Annotated in this window: 11 protein-coding genes, 1 rRNA gene and 1 pseudogene; 7 read left to right on the top strand and 6 right to left on the bottom strand. The window is 55.7% G+C overall.

The genetic code is table 11. From position 1 onward, the window contains the following. Positions 1–106: ribosomal RNA gene (rrf, locus tag H6F75_RS00900) — 5S ribosomal RNA — on the top strand; the annotation flags it as partial. 438 nt (positions 107–544) lie between these two features. Here rrf and H6F75_RS00895 read toward each other — a convergent pair. Continuing rightward, positions 545–952: a hypothetical protein gene (locus tag H6F75_RS00895; protein ID WP_190748314.1), complete on the bottom strand. Its 408-nt coding sequence runs from the start codon at positions 950–952 to the stop codon at positions 545–547. A gap of 261 nt (positions 953–1213) precedes the next feature. Here H6F75_RS00895 and H6F75_RS00890 point away from each other — a divergent pair, with 261 nt between their 5' ends. Next, positions 1214–3388, top strand: coding sequence for a pentapeptide repeat-containing protein (locus H6F75_RS00890; RefSeq protein ID WP_190748312.1), 2175 nt, complete (start codon positions 1214–1216; stop codon positions 3386–3388). 71 nt (positions 3389–3459) lie between these two features. Continuing rightward, entirely contained in the window at positions 3460–3813 is a 354-nt protein-coding gene (locus H6F75_RS00885) for a DUF565 domain-containing protein (RefSeq protein WP_190748310.1), read from the top strand. Here H6F75_RS00885 and H6F75_RS00880 read toward each other — a convergent pair. The 5 genes from H6F75_RS00880 to H6F75_RS00860 form a co-directional block, all read right to left on the bottom strand. Continuing rightward, positions 3810–4460 (bottom strand): bifunctional 4-hydroxy-2-oxoglutarate aldolase/2-dehydro-3-deoxy-phosphogluconate aldolase, encoded by a 651-nt coding sequence (locus H6F75_RS00880; RefSeq protein WP_190748308.1) that lies wholly within the window; start codon positions 4458–4460, stop codon positions 3810–3812. The genes H6F75_RS00885 and H6F75_RS00880 overlap by 4 nt on opposite strands. 62 nt (positions 4461–4522) lie before the next feature. Continuing rightward, the gene (locus tag H6F75_RS00875; RefSeq protein ID WP_190748306.1) at positions 4523–5338 is read right to left on the bottom strand and encodes an ABC transporter permease; all 816 of its coding nucleotides are present in this window, start codon (positions 5336–5338) and stop codon (positions 4523–4525) included. Positions 5339–5506: 168 nt separating this feature from the next. Next, complete coding sequence (locus H6F75_RS00870) at positions 5507–6361, bottom strand: ABC transporter permease (RefSeq protein ID WP_190748304.1); 855 nt, start codon at positions 6359–6361, stop codon at positions 5507–5509. Positions 6362–6494: 133 nt separating this feature from the next. Continuing rightward, positions 6495–7799, bottom strand: a complete 1305-nt coding sequence (locus tag H6F75_RS00865) for an extracellular solute-binding protein (RefSeq protein WP_190748303.1) — start codon at positions 7797–7799, stop codon at positions 6495–6497. Positions 7800–7872: 73 nt separating this feature from the next. Then, positions 7873–9048, bottom strand: a complete 1176-nt coding sequence (locus H6F75_RS00860; RefSeq protein WP_190748301.1) for an ABC transporter ATP-binding protein — start codon at positions 9046–9048, stop codon at positions 7873–7875. A gap of 467 nt (positions 9049–9515) precedes the next feature. Between H6F75_RS00860 and ptsP the strand changes: the two genes are divergently transcribed. The 4 genes and pseudogenes from ptsP to H6F75_RS00840 form a co-directional block, all read left to right on the top strand. Continuing rightward, the gene (gene ptsP, locus H6F75_RS00855; protein ID WP_190748299.1) at positions 9516–11966 is read left to right on the top strand and encodes a phosphoenolpyruvate--protein phosphotransferase; all 2451 of its coding nucleotides are present in this window, start codon (positions 9516–9518) and stop codon (positions 11964–11966) included. Further along, a complete protein-coding gene (gene pfkB / locus H6F75_RS00850; protein ID WP_190748297.1) occupies positions 11963–12919 on the top strand; it encodes a 1-phosphofructokinase in 957 nt (318 codons plus the stop codon). The genes ptsP and pfkB overlap by 4 nt, the downstream gene beginning before the upstream one ends. 190 nt (positions 12920–13109) lie before the next feature. Next, complete coding sequence (locus H6F75_RS00845; RefSeq protein ID WP_190748295.1) at positions 13110–14939, top strand: PTS fructose-like transporter subunit IIB; 1830 nt, start codon at positions 13110–13112, stop codon at positions 14937–14939. A gap of 238 nt (positions 14940–15177) precedes the next feature. After that, positions 15178–15327, top strand: a pseudogene (locus H6F75_RS00840) (SulP family inorganic anion transporter); the annotation flags it as partial. Positions 15328–15385: the final 58 nt, after the last annotated feature.

Genomic DNA, 15385 nt, shown 5'->3' with positions numbered 1-15385 from the left:
TGGCGCTGTGGTCCCACTCTGACCCATCCCGAACTCAGTCGTGAAACGCAGCTGCGGCGAAGATAGTGAGGGGGTTGCCCCTTGTCAAAATAGCTCGATGCCAGGTCCTTACTCTAACCCCTACCATCACTCCTCGGAGAAATGGTAGGGGTTTTTAATTGATACATGCTATTCTCAGCCTCTGGCTCATCGATTTGCGAGAAAGGGTTACTGACGCCATGAACTTGATGGCAAGAGGAAGAAAGGAGCCAGTGCCGTCTTTAGGATTAGCCACAACACTATCAACTTGTGGTTAAAGCGTAAAGTCGCTAATGGCAACTTAGGCCTTCTAGGTTGATTCAGTGCATCCCATCCGCAACGGATTATGGAATGGATTGAGACACATTTCGTAATTTTGGTTCTGAAGGTAGTCGCGCTTTTTCTTCTGCTTCTGTGACCTACCTTCATTAATGCGAATTTTTGTTTGCTCCTCATTCACACAACCAAGACCGCCTGAATCAACTCAATTAACTCAGGCAGTTTTGGTTGTGTTTGGGTAGCGAAATTAATTTTCTCGGATGGTGAGGTTATAGCTAGTGGGGGTAGGGCCACTATTGCCAATGAAGAAGGAGTAGGTACCCTGATTTAGCAGCCCCGGTGCATTAATGGTACCGCCACCGCCAGTGTGGCATTCGCTGAAGCCATTGCTGCCTTGAATAAGCAAGGTGAGACCGCTAGTGCCATTTACGGCAATATCAACGGCGGCAAAGTCTTGATTGACCTGCAAAATTTGGACTGCACTATCGCCCAGAACACCACAACTGGAGGAGCGGCTAGGATTGACAGAACCGCTGGTTTGTATGGGCTGACTGAGAGGAGTTTGGGCAACGGACTGGGCTGAGGCCACGCCTGTGCCCAAAGCCAAAGCAAGGGCGGCGGCGGGCAGAGAAAAGGATTTAAGCATATTTTTCATGGCGTGTCCTCCAATTAGGAGCATTTGTCTATATCTCTATAATATTCAGAGATATAGGCGGATGTGACGGTAAATGTGCCAGATTTTAAGGTGCCTAGGCTCTATATAAATGGTTGAAATGTCGAGAGTTAAAATCCGCCGAAATGGGAGGCCTTCGCTATTATGAAGGGCAATTGTGGTGGAAAACTAGGGCCAGTTTTCGGGCGTCGCTTGCTTAGTATTCCTTAGTAAATTCAAAACCTGGATTGTATCGGGCTCTCTATGGCACAGCCTTCTCGTTCTCAGCCGATCTCAGCGCAGGTGTCTGTCGCTCGGGTACAAGGGCGGTTATCGGTAGCCCACAGTTTATCTCTGCGGCGACTGGCGGCTTGGAGCCTAGAGGTGGGGTTGCTGGTGGGGAGTATAGCGCTCCCCTGGGGTGCAGGAGAGCTTGTCCGGCGGCATTCTACCTCAGAGTTAGTGCCTGTAAATTCGGCGGTAGTGGTTGCCGAGAGTTTGATTGCGCGTCCATTGGGGCAACCGCGCCAACGGTTGGTGACGGAGGTGCCACCCCTAACCAATGTGCTGTGGTTTGGCACCTTGGTGTTGCCAGGGGTCTTTGTGGGTAGTCAACTTTATGGTCTGGCAACCCGGGGCAAAACCTGGCCGAAGGGTTGGTTGGGAATACAGGTGGTGGCAAGCGATCGCCCACTACCTAGTGCCCGCAAGGTTTTGGTGAGAGAGCTGGGTCGTTGGGGGTTGCCCACAGTAGTGGCCTATGGAATTTGGCTGGGTAGCGGAGCGTTTCCGAGTTTGCCGTGGCTAGGTGGGCTCGCTCTCGCCTGTGGATTGGGGGCAGGGACTATAGGGCAGACAAGTCGTTCTCGATGGACCTGGTATGACAATCTGGCAGGCACTCGGGTTGTGCTATTACGGGGCGGGCAGATACTAAGTCGGTACCATCCTGCAGCTGACAGTCAGAGTAATGTTTCCTTCAACGGAGATGCTTCAGCTTCGCTAACTTCGTCACTGCTAGCGAGATTGACCCCAGAAGAATATAGCGGGCTTAGGGCCATTGCGATGTCTCCAGCTGAGTCAGCGATGTTAGGGCTGCGGGGTTGGCGGCAACATTTGCCTGTGATTAGCGCTTTGGCTGGAGTGGTTATGCTGGGTGGCCTAGGAGCTGTGTGGCTAGATCGACGGCTGCCCCAGGCTAATCAAAAGGATGCGCTGTTTTTGGCCTTAGTAGAAAATCTTAGCCGCAATGCCACCTCCTTCAGCGATCGCCAAGCGGCTGCTCTAGCGCTAGCCAGCAGTCAGGATGTTCGCGCTATACCACTACTAGTGGATATGCTAGCTCAGACCAGTGACCATAGCTTGCTCGATACCCTACAGCAGGCTCTGGTTACCCTGGGACCTCCGGCTATCCCTTATCTGCAGCGGCTCAATTTGGCTCTGGCCAATGATTTGCTGGCCCTACCCCCCGAGCAAAGGCTAATTTCACAGTTGCGGCAGCGCACGGTGAAACAAACCTTGACTAAAATTTTGGTGTTGCACAGCGGCAATCTTAATCAGGTTGACCTCAGCGGCACCAATTTGAGCTACATAATCGAGAGTCCCGACGCGTTTACTATGGTGTTGGAGCAGCAGAATTTGGCGGGAATTACCTGGCGCAATGCCGTGCTGTCAGGGGCGCGAATGCGTAAAGCCAAGCTTTTTGATGCGGGGGCAGATGGTCACGAGGACACCTTTGATGATTGGACGACTGACTTTAGTGGATCAGACTTAACAGAAGTTAGTCTGGTGGCTGCCCATCTGCGCTATACGGTGTTTCGAAATACCAGTCTGCTGCGGGCCAACCTGAGTAATTCCTTTGCAACCTATGCAGATTTCTCTGGGGCCAATGCCAGCAGCGCCTGGTTTATTGCTGCTGATGTTAGCCACGGCAAGTTTGACCGTACCAGTCTGGTGGGGGCAGATTTGACTGACGCTAATTTGACTCAGACCAGCCTTGTAGATGCCCGCCTGCGGCAGGCGTATCTGGCTGGGGCGACTCTGACCTCTGCGGATCTAACTCGCGCGGATTTGGCGGACGCCAACTTAAGCGAGGCGAACTTAACGTCAGCTAACCTGCGGCAAGCTAATATCACCCATAGCTCTTTGCAAGGGGCTGATCTTAGCCAAGCAAACTTGGAGGGAGCAAACCTGGAGGGCGCTAATCTGGAGGGGGCAGTATTGGCGAAAGCAAACTTGGCTGGGGTAAACCTAGCTGGGGCACGATTTTTTACGCCGGAGCGATCGCAGGAAGATGCGTTTGTGACCACCATTGTGGCGCCAGAAACTACCGAACTGCTGGTGGGAGTAGACTTTTCTCAGGCGTTAAATCTTGAGGGCGAGCAGCTAGAGTATATCTGTGGTCAGGGGGGCATTCACCCTGCGTGCCGGGTTGAGTTTTAGTTTTTGTAGAACGGCAAAACATTGCTTGTGAGTGGTCCCATATGGCAGAGGCATTTTAAGGGGAAAAACCTATGCAGCGCACCCGCTTAAGTACCCTGATTGACGACCTCGGTGATCAGTTTAGTCAGTGGCTAATCAACCCATGGCGGCGGGTATCACTAGTGTTGCTGAGCCTGCTGCTGGGCTATTTTTTTACGGTGTCTCTGGCGGCGATCGCCGGTCAAGCCGCTGCGCAAGATACCGTTGTCTCAGCGTTTCTAGTGCTGGTGGCAGAGCTGATCAGCTGGCTTGTGTATAGTCGTCGCTGGCGTGACCCAGCCTTGACAAATACGGTGCCAAAACCGGTTTGGCTAGACTGCATCAACAGCTTCAAGATTGGGGTTATTTACGCCGTGAGTGTGGAGGCCTTTAAGCTAGCCAGCTAGAACGAGGAATCCACAATGGTTAGGTTATCTACCAACTGAGTAGCCAGGGCCGTTACGGCTGTCCAGTTTTGCTCAGCTACGGCAGTTTTGGGAAACAGGCTGGTGGAGAGGCCCACGGCGATCGCCCCGGCCTTCAGCATATCCCCGGCATTCTCAACGGTTACCCCACCGGTAGGAATGAGAGGAATGTGAGCCAGCGGCCCCTGAAGGCTACGGATATAGCTGGCTCCACCCACAGCGTTAACCGGAAACACCTTAACGGCTGTTGCTCCAGCTTGCCAGGCGGCGACCACTTCGTTAGGCGTTAAAGCACCGGGCACGATAGGGATTTCAACCTTTTGGGCCAGCCTAGTAATGGACAGATCGATGTGAGGGCAAAAGCAAAACTGCGCTCCAGCCCCAGCAGCATCTCTGAGGTCGGCTTTAGATAGGATAGTGCCAACGCCGATGGTGCAGTAGGGCAATCGGTGCCTGAGCTTGCTGACCAGATCCTCGGGATGCCAGCTATTCCAGGTAATCTCAATCAGGTGAATACCACCGGCGGCAGCAGCTTCTGCCATGGCAAGTCCCTGATTGAGATTAGGGGCGCGGATAACGGCGATCGCCCGGTGCTGTCGCAGCAGGACCAAAAAAGCATCTCTGTCCATTGGCCCATCCTAAAAGGTGTCGGCAGAGGATGGGGCGGGGGCAGCACCTTTTGTAACGTAGCCTAGGCTTTACCCCGCTGACGCCTGACCACAGCATTGTAGGCAAAGAAAGCAATCAAAATCAGCGACGCCGAGAACAGGGTTGTCAACGTGCCCAGAGCGTAAAGGGCGGGCGAAGTAACGTTGGTGGTCATACCAAAGATTTCCAGCGGCAGAGTGTTGCTCTGGCCAGACACCAGTGATGTGCGGGTAAATTCGTCGTAGGAGAGGGTAAAGGTGAGCAGCCCTACCCCCAGCAAGCTGGGAGCGATCAAGGGCATGACAATTTCCCAGAAGGTTTTAGAGTCGGTGGCCCCCAGATCACGGGCGGCCTCCTCGTAGGAAGGGTTAAAGCGGTTGAAAATGCCCAGCATGATCAAAAAGGCAATGGGCAGAGTCCAGGTCAGGTGAGCCCCTAGGCCGGAAGTGAACCAGTTGGTGGGCCAACCCATTACCTGAAACACAACCCCGATGCCCAGAGAAACCAGGATGCTCGGCACAATTAGACTGGCAATGGTCATGTAGAAAATCACTGTGGAGCCCTTAAACCGCTGGCGAAACCCCATGCTAGCTAGCACTGAGGCGGCAATGGTAATAGCCATGACGGCAGCGCCTAGAATGAGCGATCGCACAAACGGCTCAATGAAATTACCCACCCGCTGCTCTTGAAACACCTGCCCTAGCCAATAGAAGCTAAAGCCTCGCATGGGGAAGGTTAATCCACCATCCGGGCCCTGCATGGACAGCATAAAAATGGTGATCATCGGGCCGTAGAGAAACAGCACGAACAGGCAGAAGAATGCCAGCAGTAGGTAATAGGTCAGTGAGCGTTTTTGCATAGGTAATGGCTGGGGATTAACTGTAGGATTTTCTGTCGATTTCGCCTAGGGAACGCAACTGACCTAGCCTGACTTCCACGGAACTTTAATCAGGAGAAATTTCGTTGGTTTTTCCCTTCTAGAAACTCAAGGTAAATAACTCCGTTCAGGTAGGGAAATTGTTTGTACCTATAACTCCTTACGGATATCTAGCACTCGTAGAATTGAGATAATAATCAGCATCGTCACGGCCAGCAGCACGATTGCATTAGCCGCTGCTAAAGGATATTGCAAACTACCGATCTGCGTCTGAATTAGCTTGCCAACGGACGCCGATTGCCCTCCTCCCATTAGACGAACGGTGACAAACTCGCCCATGACCAACGTGACAATGAAGATCGAGCCAATCGCAATACCCGGTGCCGACAGGGGCAAAATCACTTCCCTAAAAACCTGTAGGCCAGAAGCGCCAAGGTCTTCAGCGGCGGTTACTAGGGAGCGCTCAATTCGCATCAGGCTGTTAAAAATGGGCGCAATCATAAAAATGATGTAGAGGTGCACCATGCCCAGCACCACCGCAAAATCGGAGTAGAGCAAAAACTCCATCGGCTGCTGGATCAAACCAACGCCCATAAACATTTGGTTGACCAATCCCTCCCGCCCCAGCAGCGGCACCCACGAGATCATGCGAATGATATTTGAAGTCCAAAACGGAATTGTGCAGACTAAGAACAGCAAAATTTGCCACTCTAGCTTGGGCACATGAAACGCTAAGAAATAGGCCACTGGGTAGCCAATCAAGAGCGTAGCCAGCCACACCATCCCTAAAAACTTAAACGTATTTAGATAGGTCTTAAACGTAACATCGGTCAAAATACCCTGGTAGTTAGCCAGGGTAAATGCCGGAGTCATCGAGTAGCCGTTGAACTCCCAAAAACTCACTACCCCAATCATGAGAATGGGGAACACCAAAAACAGTAGAAATACCAATGTCTGCGGCGTAATCAACGCGTAAGGCTTGAGGGTTTTCCAAGTTTCAGACATAGGAGAGGGGGAGAGTAATGGAGTAGGGGAGTGACGAGGACGGGAAGGTAGAGAGGATAGGGAAGGTTGGGGAGATGGGGGAGACTAAAGCTTCCCTATCTTCCCCATCTCCCCTATTCCCTTCGCTCTCTTCCTAGGACGCAATAAACTCGTTCCACTTCTGCACCAGGTAGGTGTTTTCTTCCATAGTCGAGTTCCAGCAGACGATGTTGCCAAAGCGCTCGTCAAAGGAGCCGCCGTCGCGGCTGACACCAGACTTAGCCAGGGTTTTGCCAAAGGGGTCAACGATGTCTTCGGCAGCGGGCTTGCCTTCGTACCAGAAATCCCACTCGGAGGTAGACATGAATTTGCGGGCAGTTTCGGGGGCGGCGCTGTAGTAGCCCTGGCGCCCGAGGAATGCGCCGACCCAGCCGTCGAGCATCCAGTTGATGTACTCGTAGGCGGCATCGAGGTTAACCCCCTCCAGGTTTTTGGAAAGGCCAATGCCGCCGCCCCAGCCTCGATAGCCTTCCTTGAGGGGAGCGTAGATGCACTCAGTGCCCTGGGACTGCACCGCCGTCACCGCCGGTGACCACATGGATTGCAGCACGACTTCCCCAGAGCTCATCAGGTTAACCGACTCGTCAAAGGTCTTCCAAAAAGCGCGGAACTGGCCGTTGGCCTTTTGCTCTTTGAGAATCTCGATGATCTGGTCAATTTCGGCCTTGGTCATGTTGCCTTTGTCCGCAAAGGTCATTAGACCTAGCGACTCGGCCACCATGGCCGCATCCATAATGCCGATTTGCGGAATGTCGAGAATGGAGGTTTTGCCCTTAAACTCCTCGTTGAACAGTTCGCCCCAGCTCTCAATAGGGCGACCGACTAGGTCGGGACGGTAGCCCAGGGTGTCGGCGTTGTACTGAAAGGGAATCAGGGTGGCGTAGTCGGTGGGGGTGGCCGAAAACTCCTTGGAGTCGGCGCCCGTGAGGTACTGCACCTTGAAGGGAGCGGTACCCTGAGATTTTTCGACCGGCATGCCCTTGAACTCGCCGGTTCTAAAGAAGGAGACAATCTTGTCGTAGTTGGTGATGCGCTTAATATCGATGGGCTGAAGATTGCCCGAGGGCACCACTAGAGGCAGGCTGAAGTATTCACCATCAAAGATGTCGTACTGGCCAGGCTGGGTAATGGCGATCTGGTTGTTTTCTTCGGTACTGAGGGCTCGCATGTCGAACTTAAAGCCCAAGTCTTCCTGGGCTTTGTCGCGGATGTCGTTGATTTGCGACACGCCAGTGCCAATTAGCCGCAGAGTGACATCTTTACTTTGGTTGGTGTTGACCTGAGGGCCAGAGGCAGGGTTGTTGGGGGTGCCTGAGGGGGCGGCACAGCGGGTGGCGGTCAGGAAAGCTCCGGCAGCGAGGCTGGTGCGAATCACTTGGCGGCGAGAAAACTTACCCATGGTTAGCAATTCAGTAACAACGAATGGTTGAGAACATGGTGGGAGGAGAATGCTGTATTCATCCGGCCCAAAACTAGTGAGGCAGAAAAACGCAGTCGGTGGCGGCCCAGTCGAGCACCACCACCTGTCCTTCTGCAAAGGTGGTGGTGAGCCAGTCGGGGGTACGGGCTTTGTACAACACTTCCACGCCGCTGCGCTCGAGCACTAGCGAAACGCGGGTGACGTAGCCCGTAAACTCTACGGCGGTAATGCGAGCGGTGAGGCGGTTGGTGGCCGGGCCGCAGACCGATGTTTCGGCATCGGCGAGGGATTTGATCTGCATCAGGTCAGCGCGAATACAGCAGGCGGCTTCAGTTCCCACCTGGGCGTAGTCACCGAGGCACAGCAGAGTGCCGAGGGCGGGGATATCGAGCTGAATCAGCTGGCCGTTGGTGTCTTGCACGGCGCTGGTGACGGTACCTGGGAAAATGTTGTTGTCGCCGGTAAAGCGGGCCACAAACTTTGACAGGGGTTTAGAGAAGATCTCAGCGGGGGTGCCGACTTGATCGACGCGGCCGTGATCCATCACCACAATTTGGTCGGAGAGGGAGTAGGCCTCGTCTTGGTTGTGGGTGACTTGAATAAAGGTCATGCCAAACTGGCGCTGGAGCTTGCGCAACTCGCCGCGGGTTTTGACTCGCAGCGATTCGTCGAGGGCGCTGAGGGGTTCGTCGAGCATGAGCACCTGGGGCCGAGTGACGAGGGCGCGAGCGAGGGCAACCCGCTGTTGTTGGCCGCCGCTGAGCTGAGCGGGTTTGCGATCGCTAAAACTGCTTAACCCCACCACCTCTAGCATTTCGCCTACGCGATAGTGCCGGTCTGCTTTAGTCATGCCGCGCATTTTGAGGCCAAAATCGACGTTATCCCACACGGTTTTGTGGGGAAACAGCGCATAATTTTGGAACATCATGGCGGTGTTGCGCTGGGTAGCAGGAATGTCGTTGATACGCGTTTCGCCAATATAAATGTCGCCCTCAGAAATGTCTTCGTGGCCCGCGATCATGCGCATGGTGGTAGTTTTGCCGCAGCCGCTGGGGCCGAGCAAGCAGGTATATGAACCGGCTGGAATATCAAGCGTGATGTTTTGAACCGCTGCAAACGAGCCATATTTCTTCGTCACATCCCGCAGGGAAACACCCTTAGCGTCTGCCTGAAGCTCCTCAGGCACCGCCTCAACGGTAAGCACGGGTTCGATCTGAATATCTTGCATAGTGGGACCGTGATTTAGAGCGGAATGGAGCGGAAAAATAGCTCAATAAAGACAACTTCACCTCAGCGGTAGTTAGCCCCACTTATAAAATTCTCTCCGAACGTATACTGTATGCAGGGATACAATATTGTCAGGAGAGTAGCAGGTTGGGGAGTTGTTTTGTGCCGGTGTCATATTCCCAAGGAAGGGTTTGTGGCCAAATTATAGGGCCAATGAAGCTGATTTTTGTGAACCTCGACGGGCTGGCTCTTAGGCAATACAAATCTTTAAGCAATGTCTAAGGAAATATGACAAAGCTCTCCCAGGTCGCCTTTGGTCTTGAACAATTAAGACATTAGAAAACGTCTTGCAGGTATTGATCCCTGACCCGGAATGTCGAGATTCTGGATAGGTTTTGTGCGTTTTAAGCTTGCTCAATTAGCCGCTTGAATTTCTTTATAGATAACCCCCATAGAGAGATGATTTGAATGATCAACCTAACGCCGGAGGATGTGCGGCTTAAGGCCACCGCCAACAGCAAAGAAGACGCAATTCGACAGGCAGGAGAACTGCTGGTTGCCAGTGGTCGCATTCAGCCGGGCTACATCCACAGCATGCTGGCACGGGAGACCCAGGCCAACACCTACCTGGGCAACAGCATCGCCATTCCCCACGGCCAGCCCGCTCAGCGCGACTTGATTGTGACAACGGGCATTGCGGTGCTGCAAATTCCCGCCGGGGTGGAGTGGAACCCAGGCGAGGTGGTGCGGCTGGTAGTGGGTATTGCGGCGAAATCGGATGAGCACTTGCAAATTCTCACCAACCTGACCCACGTACTGGATGATCCTGCCGCTGTGCAGGCGTTGGTAGATACGGAGGACGCGCAGGTAATTTGCGATCGCCTCACCGGCAAGTCATCTTCCAGCAGCAAAGGACTCGACACCGAGGGCTTTGACCAGTTTTTCGATGTCACCATCGACGCGCCAACGGGGCTGCACGCTCGCCCCGCTACCGTGTTTGCGGATTTGGCGAAATCTTTTAGTGCCGAGGTGCGGGTGCGCTACGGCGACCAGGTGGCCAACGGCAAAAGCCTGATGTCGCTGCTGAAACTGGGGGTCGAGCGAGATGGCATGGTGCGGGTGCTGGCTAGGGGCAGTGACGCCACCCAGGCGCTCAATGCTCTGCAACAGGCGGTGGAGGACGGGCTGGAGGAAGAAGAGGAAGCGGCGGCAAGTCCGGCTTTGAAACTGCCGGCGCTGAACCTGGAAAGTCTTGCTCTGTCTGGGGTGGCAGCATCCCCTGGGCTGGCGATCGCGCCCCTGTACCGCTTCCGCCATACCAAACTAGAGTTTGCCGAAACCGCCAGCGACCCCACCGCAGAGCAGGATCGGCTGAGGGATGCGATCGCCCTGGCCGATATTGATCTAACCGACCTCTACACCACCATTAAAGAACGCTCCGGCAAAGCTAAGGCCGCGATCTTTCAAGCCCACCGGGAGTTCTTAGCCGATCCAGAGCTACAGCAGGAGGCGCTGAACCGGATTCCGCCTAACCACAGTGCGCCCTGGGCCTGGCAGCAGGTGATCGAGGCCAAAGCGAAGGAATTAGAAGCGCTAGCCGATCCGGTCCTGTCGGGCCGAGCGGCGGATGTGCGCGATGTAGGGCAGCGGGTGCTGGCGCGGCTGGTGGGTGGGGGTAACGCGGGGGCGGGCCTACCGGATCATCCCGTGATTCTGATTGCCGACGATCTGGCTCCCTCGGATACAGCGGGGCTAGATCCAGCCAAAATTCACGGGTTCTGCACGGCGGCGGGTGGGGCGACCTCGCACACGGCGATCATTGCGCGATCGCTCAACATTCCCGCGATCGCCGGTGCTGGGACAGGCATTCTGGATCTGCCGGAGGGAGCAACGGCCATTCTAGACGGCGATCAGGGTCAGCTCTACGCCAACCCAACTGAGGCGGATCTGGCGAAGGCAAGACAGGCGATGGGCGATCGCGCCCAGCTCCGCGATGTCGAGCAGCAAACCCGTTTCCAGCCCGCTATCACCACCGATGGCCACCGCATTGAGGTAGTGGCTAACATCGGTGCCCCAACAGAAGCTGCCCCAGCGGTCAATGCCGGGGCGGAAGGGGTCGGCCTGCTGCGCACAGAATTCCTTTTCCTGAACCGTAGCTCTGCTCCTACCGAAGACGAGCAGTATGCTGCCCTCAGCCAGATGACCCAGGCCCTCAACGGCCTGCCGCTGATCGTGCGCACGCTGGATATTGGCGGCGACAAGCATGTGCCCTACCTCAACCAGCCCGCCGAAGAAAATCCCTTCCTCGGCATTCGCGGTGTACGTCTGTGTCTGGAGCGCACCGATCTGTTTGAGACTCAGCTGAGGGCGATTCTGCGGGCGGCTCGTGGTGGCTACATCCGCATCATGTTCCCCATGATCGCTACTCTGGAAGATATTCGCGCTGCCAAGACGGTGCTGGAGTCGGTGCGGGTGGCGATCGATGGGCCACCCGTAGAAATCGGCATGATGGTCGAGGTGCCCAGCGCCGTGCTGATGGCGGCGGAATTTGCCCAGGAAGTCGACTTCTTCTCGGTGGGTACCAACGACCTGACTCAATACCTTTTGGCGATGGATCGGGGCCACCCCACTTTGGCCAAACAAGCTGATGCCCTGCATCCTGCCGTGCTGCGGGCAATTTATCAGACCGTGCAGGGGGCCAAACTGTCCGGTAAGTGGGTCGGTGTCTGCGGTGGTTTAGCCGGAGAACCTCAGGGCGCGATGATTCTCGCCGGGCTGGGGGTGAAAGAGCTGAGCATGGATATCCCCAGCATCCCGAAAGTGAAGGCGCGGCTGCGGGGAGCTTCGATGAAGCAGATGAAGCGGCTGGCTCAAAAAGCGATCGCCTGTCGCACCGCTGAGGAGGTCAGAGCGCTATGACCCACCCCCCCAAAGCGCAACGGATTGCGACAGTGACGCTCAACCCGGCGATCGACCAAACCGTCTCGATTCCAAACTTTCGGGCCGATGCGGTGAACCGGGTCGATTGGAAGCAGGACGATGCCGGCGGCAAAGGCGTGAACGTGGCCTCGTTTTTGGCAGAGGCAGGCCATAGGGTCAGCGTTAGTGGCTTTTTGGGTTGGGAGAATGACGCCTTATTCAAAACACTTTTTCACCAAAAGGGTATTGACGACCACTTTGTCTATCTGCCCGGCGAAACCCGCGTCAACATCAAAATTGTGGACGATGCCCAGGGACAAGTCACCGACATTAACTACCCTGGCCAGTCGCCCACCCACCAGGATGTCGATGGTTTAAGAAAAGCAGTCCATGCTTTGGCCGAGAGCTGCGACTGGTTTGTCTTCTCGGGCAGCGTGCCAGCGGGGCTGTCCACCGACATTTACGACGAGCTGATCGGCCCCCTAAAGGCCCAGGGCAAAACCGTGATTCTCGACACCAGCGGCGACGCGCTGCGCTTTGGCCTGCCTGCCAAGCCCGACCTAATCAAGCCCAACCGGGTGGAACTGGAGGAGGTGCTGAACACCCGTTTGGAGAGCCACAGTGCGATCGTTGCGGCTGCCCGCGAATTGATTGAATCCGGCATTCGCTATGTAGTGGTGTCGATGGGGGGTGAGGGGGCGTTGTTTATCGATCGCACCCAAGCCTTTCACGCTCAGCCCCCGGCGGTTGAGATCAAAAGCACCGTCGGTGCTGGCGACGCCATGGTGGCGGGTACGGTGGCGGGATTGTTGGGGGGGGAATCATTGCGAGAGTGCGCCACCATGGCTACGGCCTTTTCGATGGGGGCGCTGAGCCGGATCGGCCCACGACTGCCGCCGATGGAACAGATTCAGGCCATGCGGCAGCTCGTGACCGTGCGGGAGGTGAAGTGACCTCCTAGGTAGGGTGGGCATTGCCCACCACCCACCTTGCAAAAGGCATTACCGACCATTCGCTCAGAAGCAGCACAGTCCTACCCACTTGAACTAGGAACTGTTGCCGAACTTAAAAGGTGGGCATTGCCCACCCTACGCCTCTTAAAAAAGCTTTTGAATCAGGTATTCACAGACCAGTAGGAAACCTATGACAAAAATTGTTGCCGTTACTGCTAGCACCGCTGGCGAGGCCCATACCCAGATGGCGGCGGAGGCCCTCAAGCGCACGGCCCAAGCAATGGGCCACGAGATTGTGACCGAGGCCCAGGGTGGCGCTGTCGTCACAGCCCTCAGCCCCAACGACATCCAGCAAGCCGATGTGGTGATTGTGGGGGCCGACGGGGCGGTGGAGCGCGATCGCTTTGCCGGCAAACCCGTTTACGCCGTCTCCACCAGCGAAGCGATTCGCAACACCGAGATGGTAGTGCAGAGTGCTGTGGCCTTGGTGGGGCAAGTCCCTAGCCTGGGGGCGATCAGAACTACGCCCCACCCCCACGACCCATTGCCAGGGGAACTGCTCACCGTTGATAGGGGAGTTGAGACAGGATCCGTAGCTACCCCAGTAGCCGCCCCGGCCAGCAAGTTCTTTGTGGGCATTACCTCTTGCCCCACGGGCATCGCCCACACCTTTATGGCCGCTGAAGCCTTGAAACAGGGAGCCCTTAAGCTGGGTCACGACATTAAGGTCGAAACCCAGGGTTCCGTTGGGTCGCAAAATGCCCTCACTGATGACGAAATCGCCCGCGCTGAGGCGGTGATTATTGCCGCTGATACCCACGTCGATCTGTCGCGCTTTGGTGGTAAGCGTCTGTACGAAACCTCAACTAAAGCGGCAATTCACAACGGGGCAGACGTCGTGACTGCGGCGATGGATGCGCCCGTGGCTGGCGGGGGCAAAGGCGGGGGCAGCTACGTTGACGAGGTGAACCGGGCCAAGGCCGATCGCTCCGAAAGCCGCTCTGGCCCCTACAAGCACCTGCTGACGGGGGTGAGCTATATGCTGCCGGTGATTGTGGCCGGCGGCTTGATCATCGCCCTGTCCTTTGTGTTTGGGATTAACCCTGCAGAGGGCACCTTTGGCGACGCGCTGATGCAGATCGGCGGCGGGGCAGCCTTCTCGCTGATTGTGCCGGTGCTGTCGGGCTTTATTGCGTTTTCCATTGCCGATCGCCCCGGCATTGCCCCTGGCCTGATCGGCGGTATGCTGGCCGCCAACCTGGGGATGGGTTTTCTGGGCGGCATTCTCTCGGGTTTTCTGGCCGGTTATGTCGCCAAGTTTGTGCGCGATAAGGTGAATCTGCCCGCTAACTTTGAGGGGCTCAAGCCGGTGCTAGTGATACCTCTGCTCGCCACGCTAGTGGTGGGGCTGCTGCTGGTCTACGTCTTTGGGGGTCCGGTGCGGTTCATTATGGAGGGTATGACCGCCTACCTGGAAGGGTTAACCGGCACCAACGCCCTGCTGCTGGGCCTGATTCTCGGCGCAATGATGGCGGTCGATATGGGCGGTCCGGTCAACAAAGCCGCCTATACCTTTGCGGTGGGCCTACTAGCTAGCAACCTTTACGCGCCGATGGCGGCGGTGATGGCGGCTGGCATGACCCCGCCTCTGGGCTTGGCCCTGGCCACCTTTGTCTCTAAAAAGCACTTCAACCAGGCGGAGCAGGAGGCTGGGAAAGTGGCTTCGGTGCTGGGTATCTCCTTTATTACTGAAGGGGCGATTCCCTTTGCGGCCAACGATCCGCTGCGGATTTTGCCCGCCTGCATCGCCGGGTCGGCGGTGACGGGGGCGCTATCGATGGTCTTTGGCTGCACTCTGCGGGCTCCCCACGGCGGCATTTTTGTGCTGGCGATACCCAACGCAGTGGAGCATGTGGGACTGTATATTGTGGCGATCGCCGCCGGCACCCTGGTCACCGCCCTAGCGACTGTGCAGCTCAAACACTTCTTTCCCCGTAAAAAGGTCGCTGCCGCAGCCTAGGCTAGCTCAAATTCTCAATACGCCATAGAGCCAGGGAGTGGATGAGTTATCCGTCTGTTCCCTGGCTCTATCTATAGCTGACGAGGCTCTAACCCTGCCTTGTCAGTGCTATTAGAAAAACCAATCACACCCTTGATGAGATTCTGAAGCAAAAATGATACAGTTCTTCCATAGACTTTTCTCGATGCCAAATTCTTAATCATTTATCTAACTCAATAAAGGAAATTAAGTGTTGGTGATGGGCATCACAAATCGGATCAACTTCCGCTGTATGCGCGGAGACATGTTTGGGGGCGTTACCGCTGCGGTAATTACCCTGCCATTGGCCCTGGCCTTTGGGGTGGTCTCGTGTGCTGGAGCGGCCTTAGGCCTCTACGGAGCGGTCATTGACTGACCAATTTTCTTGCTCTTAACTCATCTCTCGCTTTCGGTTAAAACACGCCGTT

The organism is Nodosilinea sp. FACHB-131 (assembly GCF_014695395.1).
In the GTDB taxonomy this organism is placed as follows: domain Bacteria; phylum Cyanobacteriota; class Cyanobacteriia; order Phormidesmidales; family Phormidesmidaceae; genus Nodosilinea.
The sequence above is the reverse complement of the archived record's forward strand: the minus strand, read 5'-3'. Positions and strand labels throughout refer to the sequence as shown.

Excerpts from the sequence above, each read along its gene's own strand:
- H6F75_RS00895 (WP_190748314.1), bottom strand. The coding sequence starts at position 952 with ATGAAAAATATGCTTAAATCCTTTTCTCTGCCCGCCGCCGCCCTTGCT.
- H6F75_RS00890 (WP_190748312.1), top strand. The coding sequence starts at position 1,214 with ATGGCACAGCCTTCTCGTTCTCAGCCGATCTCAGCGCAGGTGTCTGTC.
- H6F75_RS00885 (WP_190748310.1), top strand. The coding sequence starts at position 3,460 with ATGCAGCGCACCCGCTTAAGTACCCTGATTGACGACCTCGGTGATCAG.
- H6F75_RS00880 (WP_190748308.1), bottom strand. The coding sequence starts at position 4,460 with ATGGACAGAGATGCTTTTTTGGTCCTGCTGCGACAGCACCGGGCGATC.
- H6F75_RS00875 (WP_190748306.1), bottom strand. The coding sequence starts at position 5,338 with ATGCAAAAACGCTCACTGACCTATTACCTACTGCTGGCATTCTTCTGC.
- H6F75_RS00870 (WP_190748304.1), bottom strand. The coding sequence starts at position 6,361 with ATGTCTGAAACTTGGAAAACCCTCAAGCCTTACGCGTTGATTACGCCG.
- H6F75_RS00865 (WP_190748303.1), bottom strand. The coding sequence starts at position 7,799 with ATGGGTAAGTTTTCTCGCCGCCAAGTGATTCGCACCAGCCTCGCTGCC.
- H6F75_RS00860 (WP_190748301.1), bottom strand. The coding sequence starts at position 9,048 with ATGCAAGATATTCAGATCGAACCCGTGCTTACCGTTGAGGCGGTGCCT.
- ptsP (WP_190748299.1), top strand. The coding sequence starts at position 9,516 with ATGATCAACCTAACGCCGGAGGATGTGCGGCTTAAGGCCACCGCCAAC.
- pfkB (WP_190748297.1), top strand. The coding sequence starts at position 11,963 with ATGACCCACCCCCCCAAAGCGCAACGGATTGCGACAGTGACGCTCAAC.
- H6F75_RS00845 (WP_190748295.1), top strand. The coding sequence starts at position 13,110 with ATGACAAAAATTGTTGCCGTTACTGCTAGCACCGCTGGCGAGGCCCAT.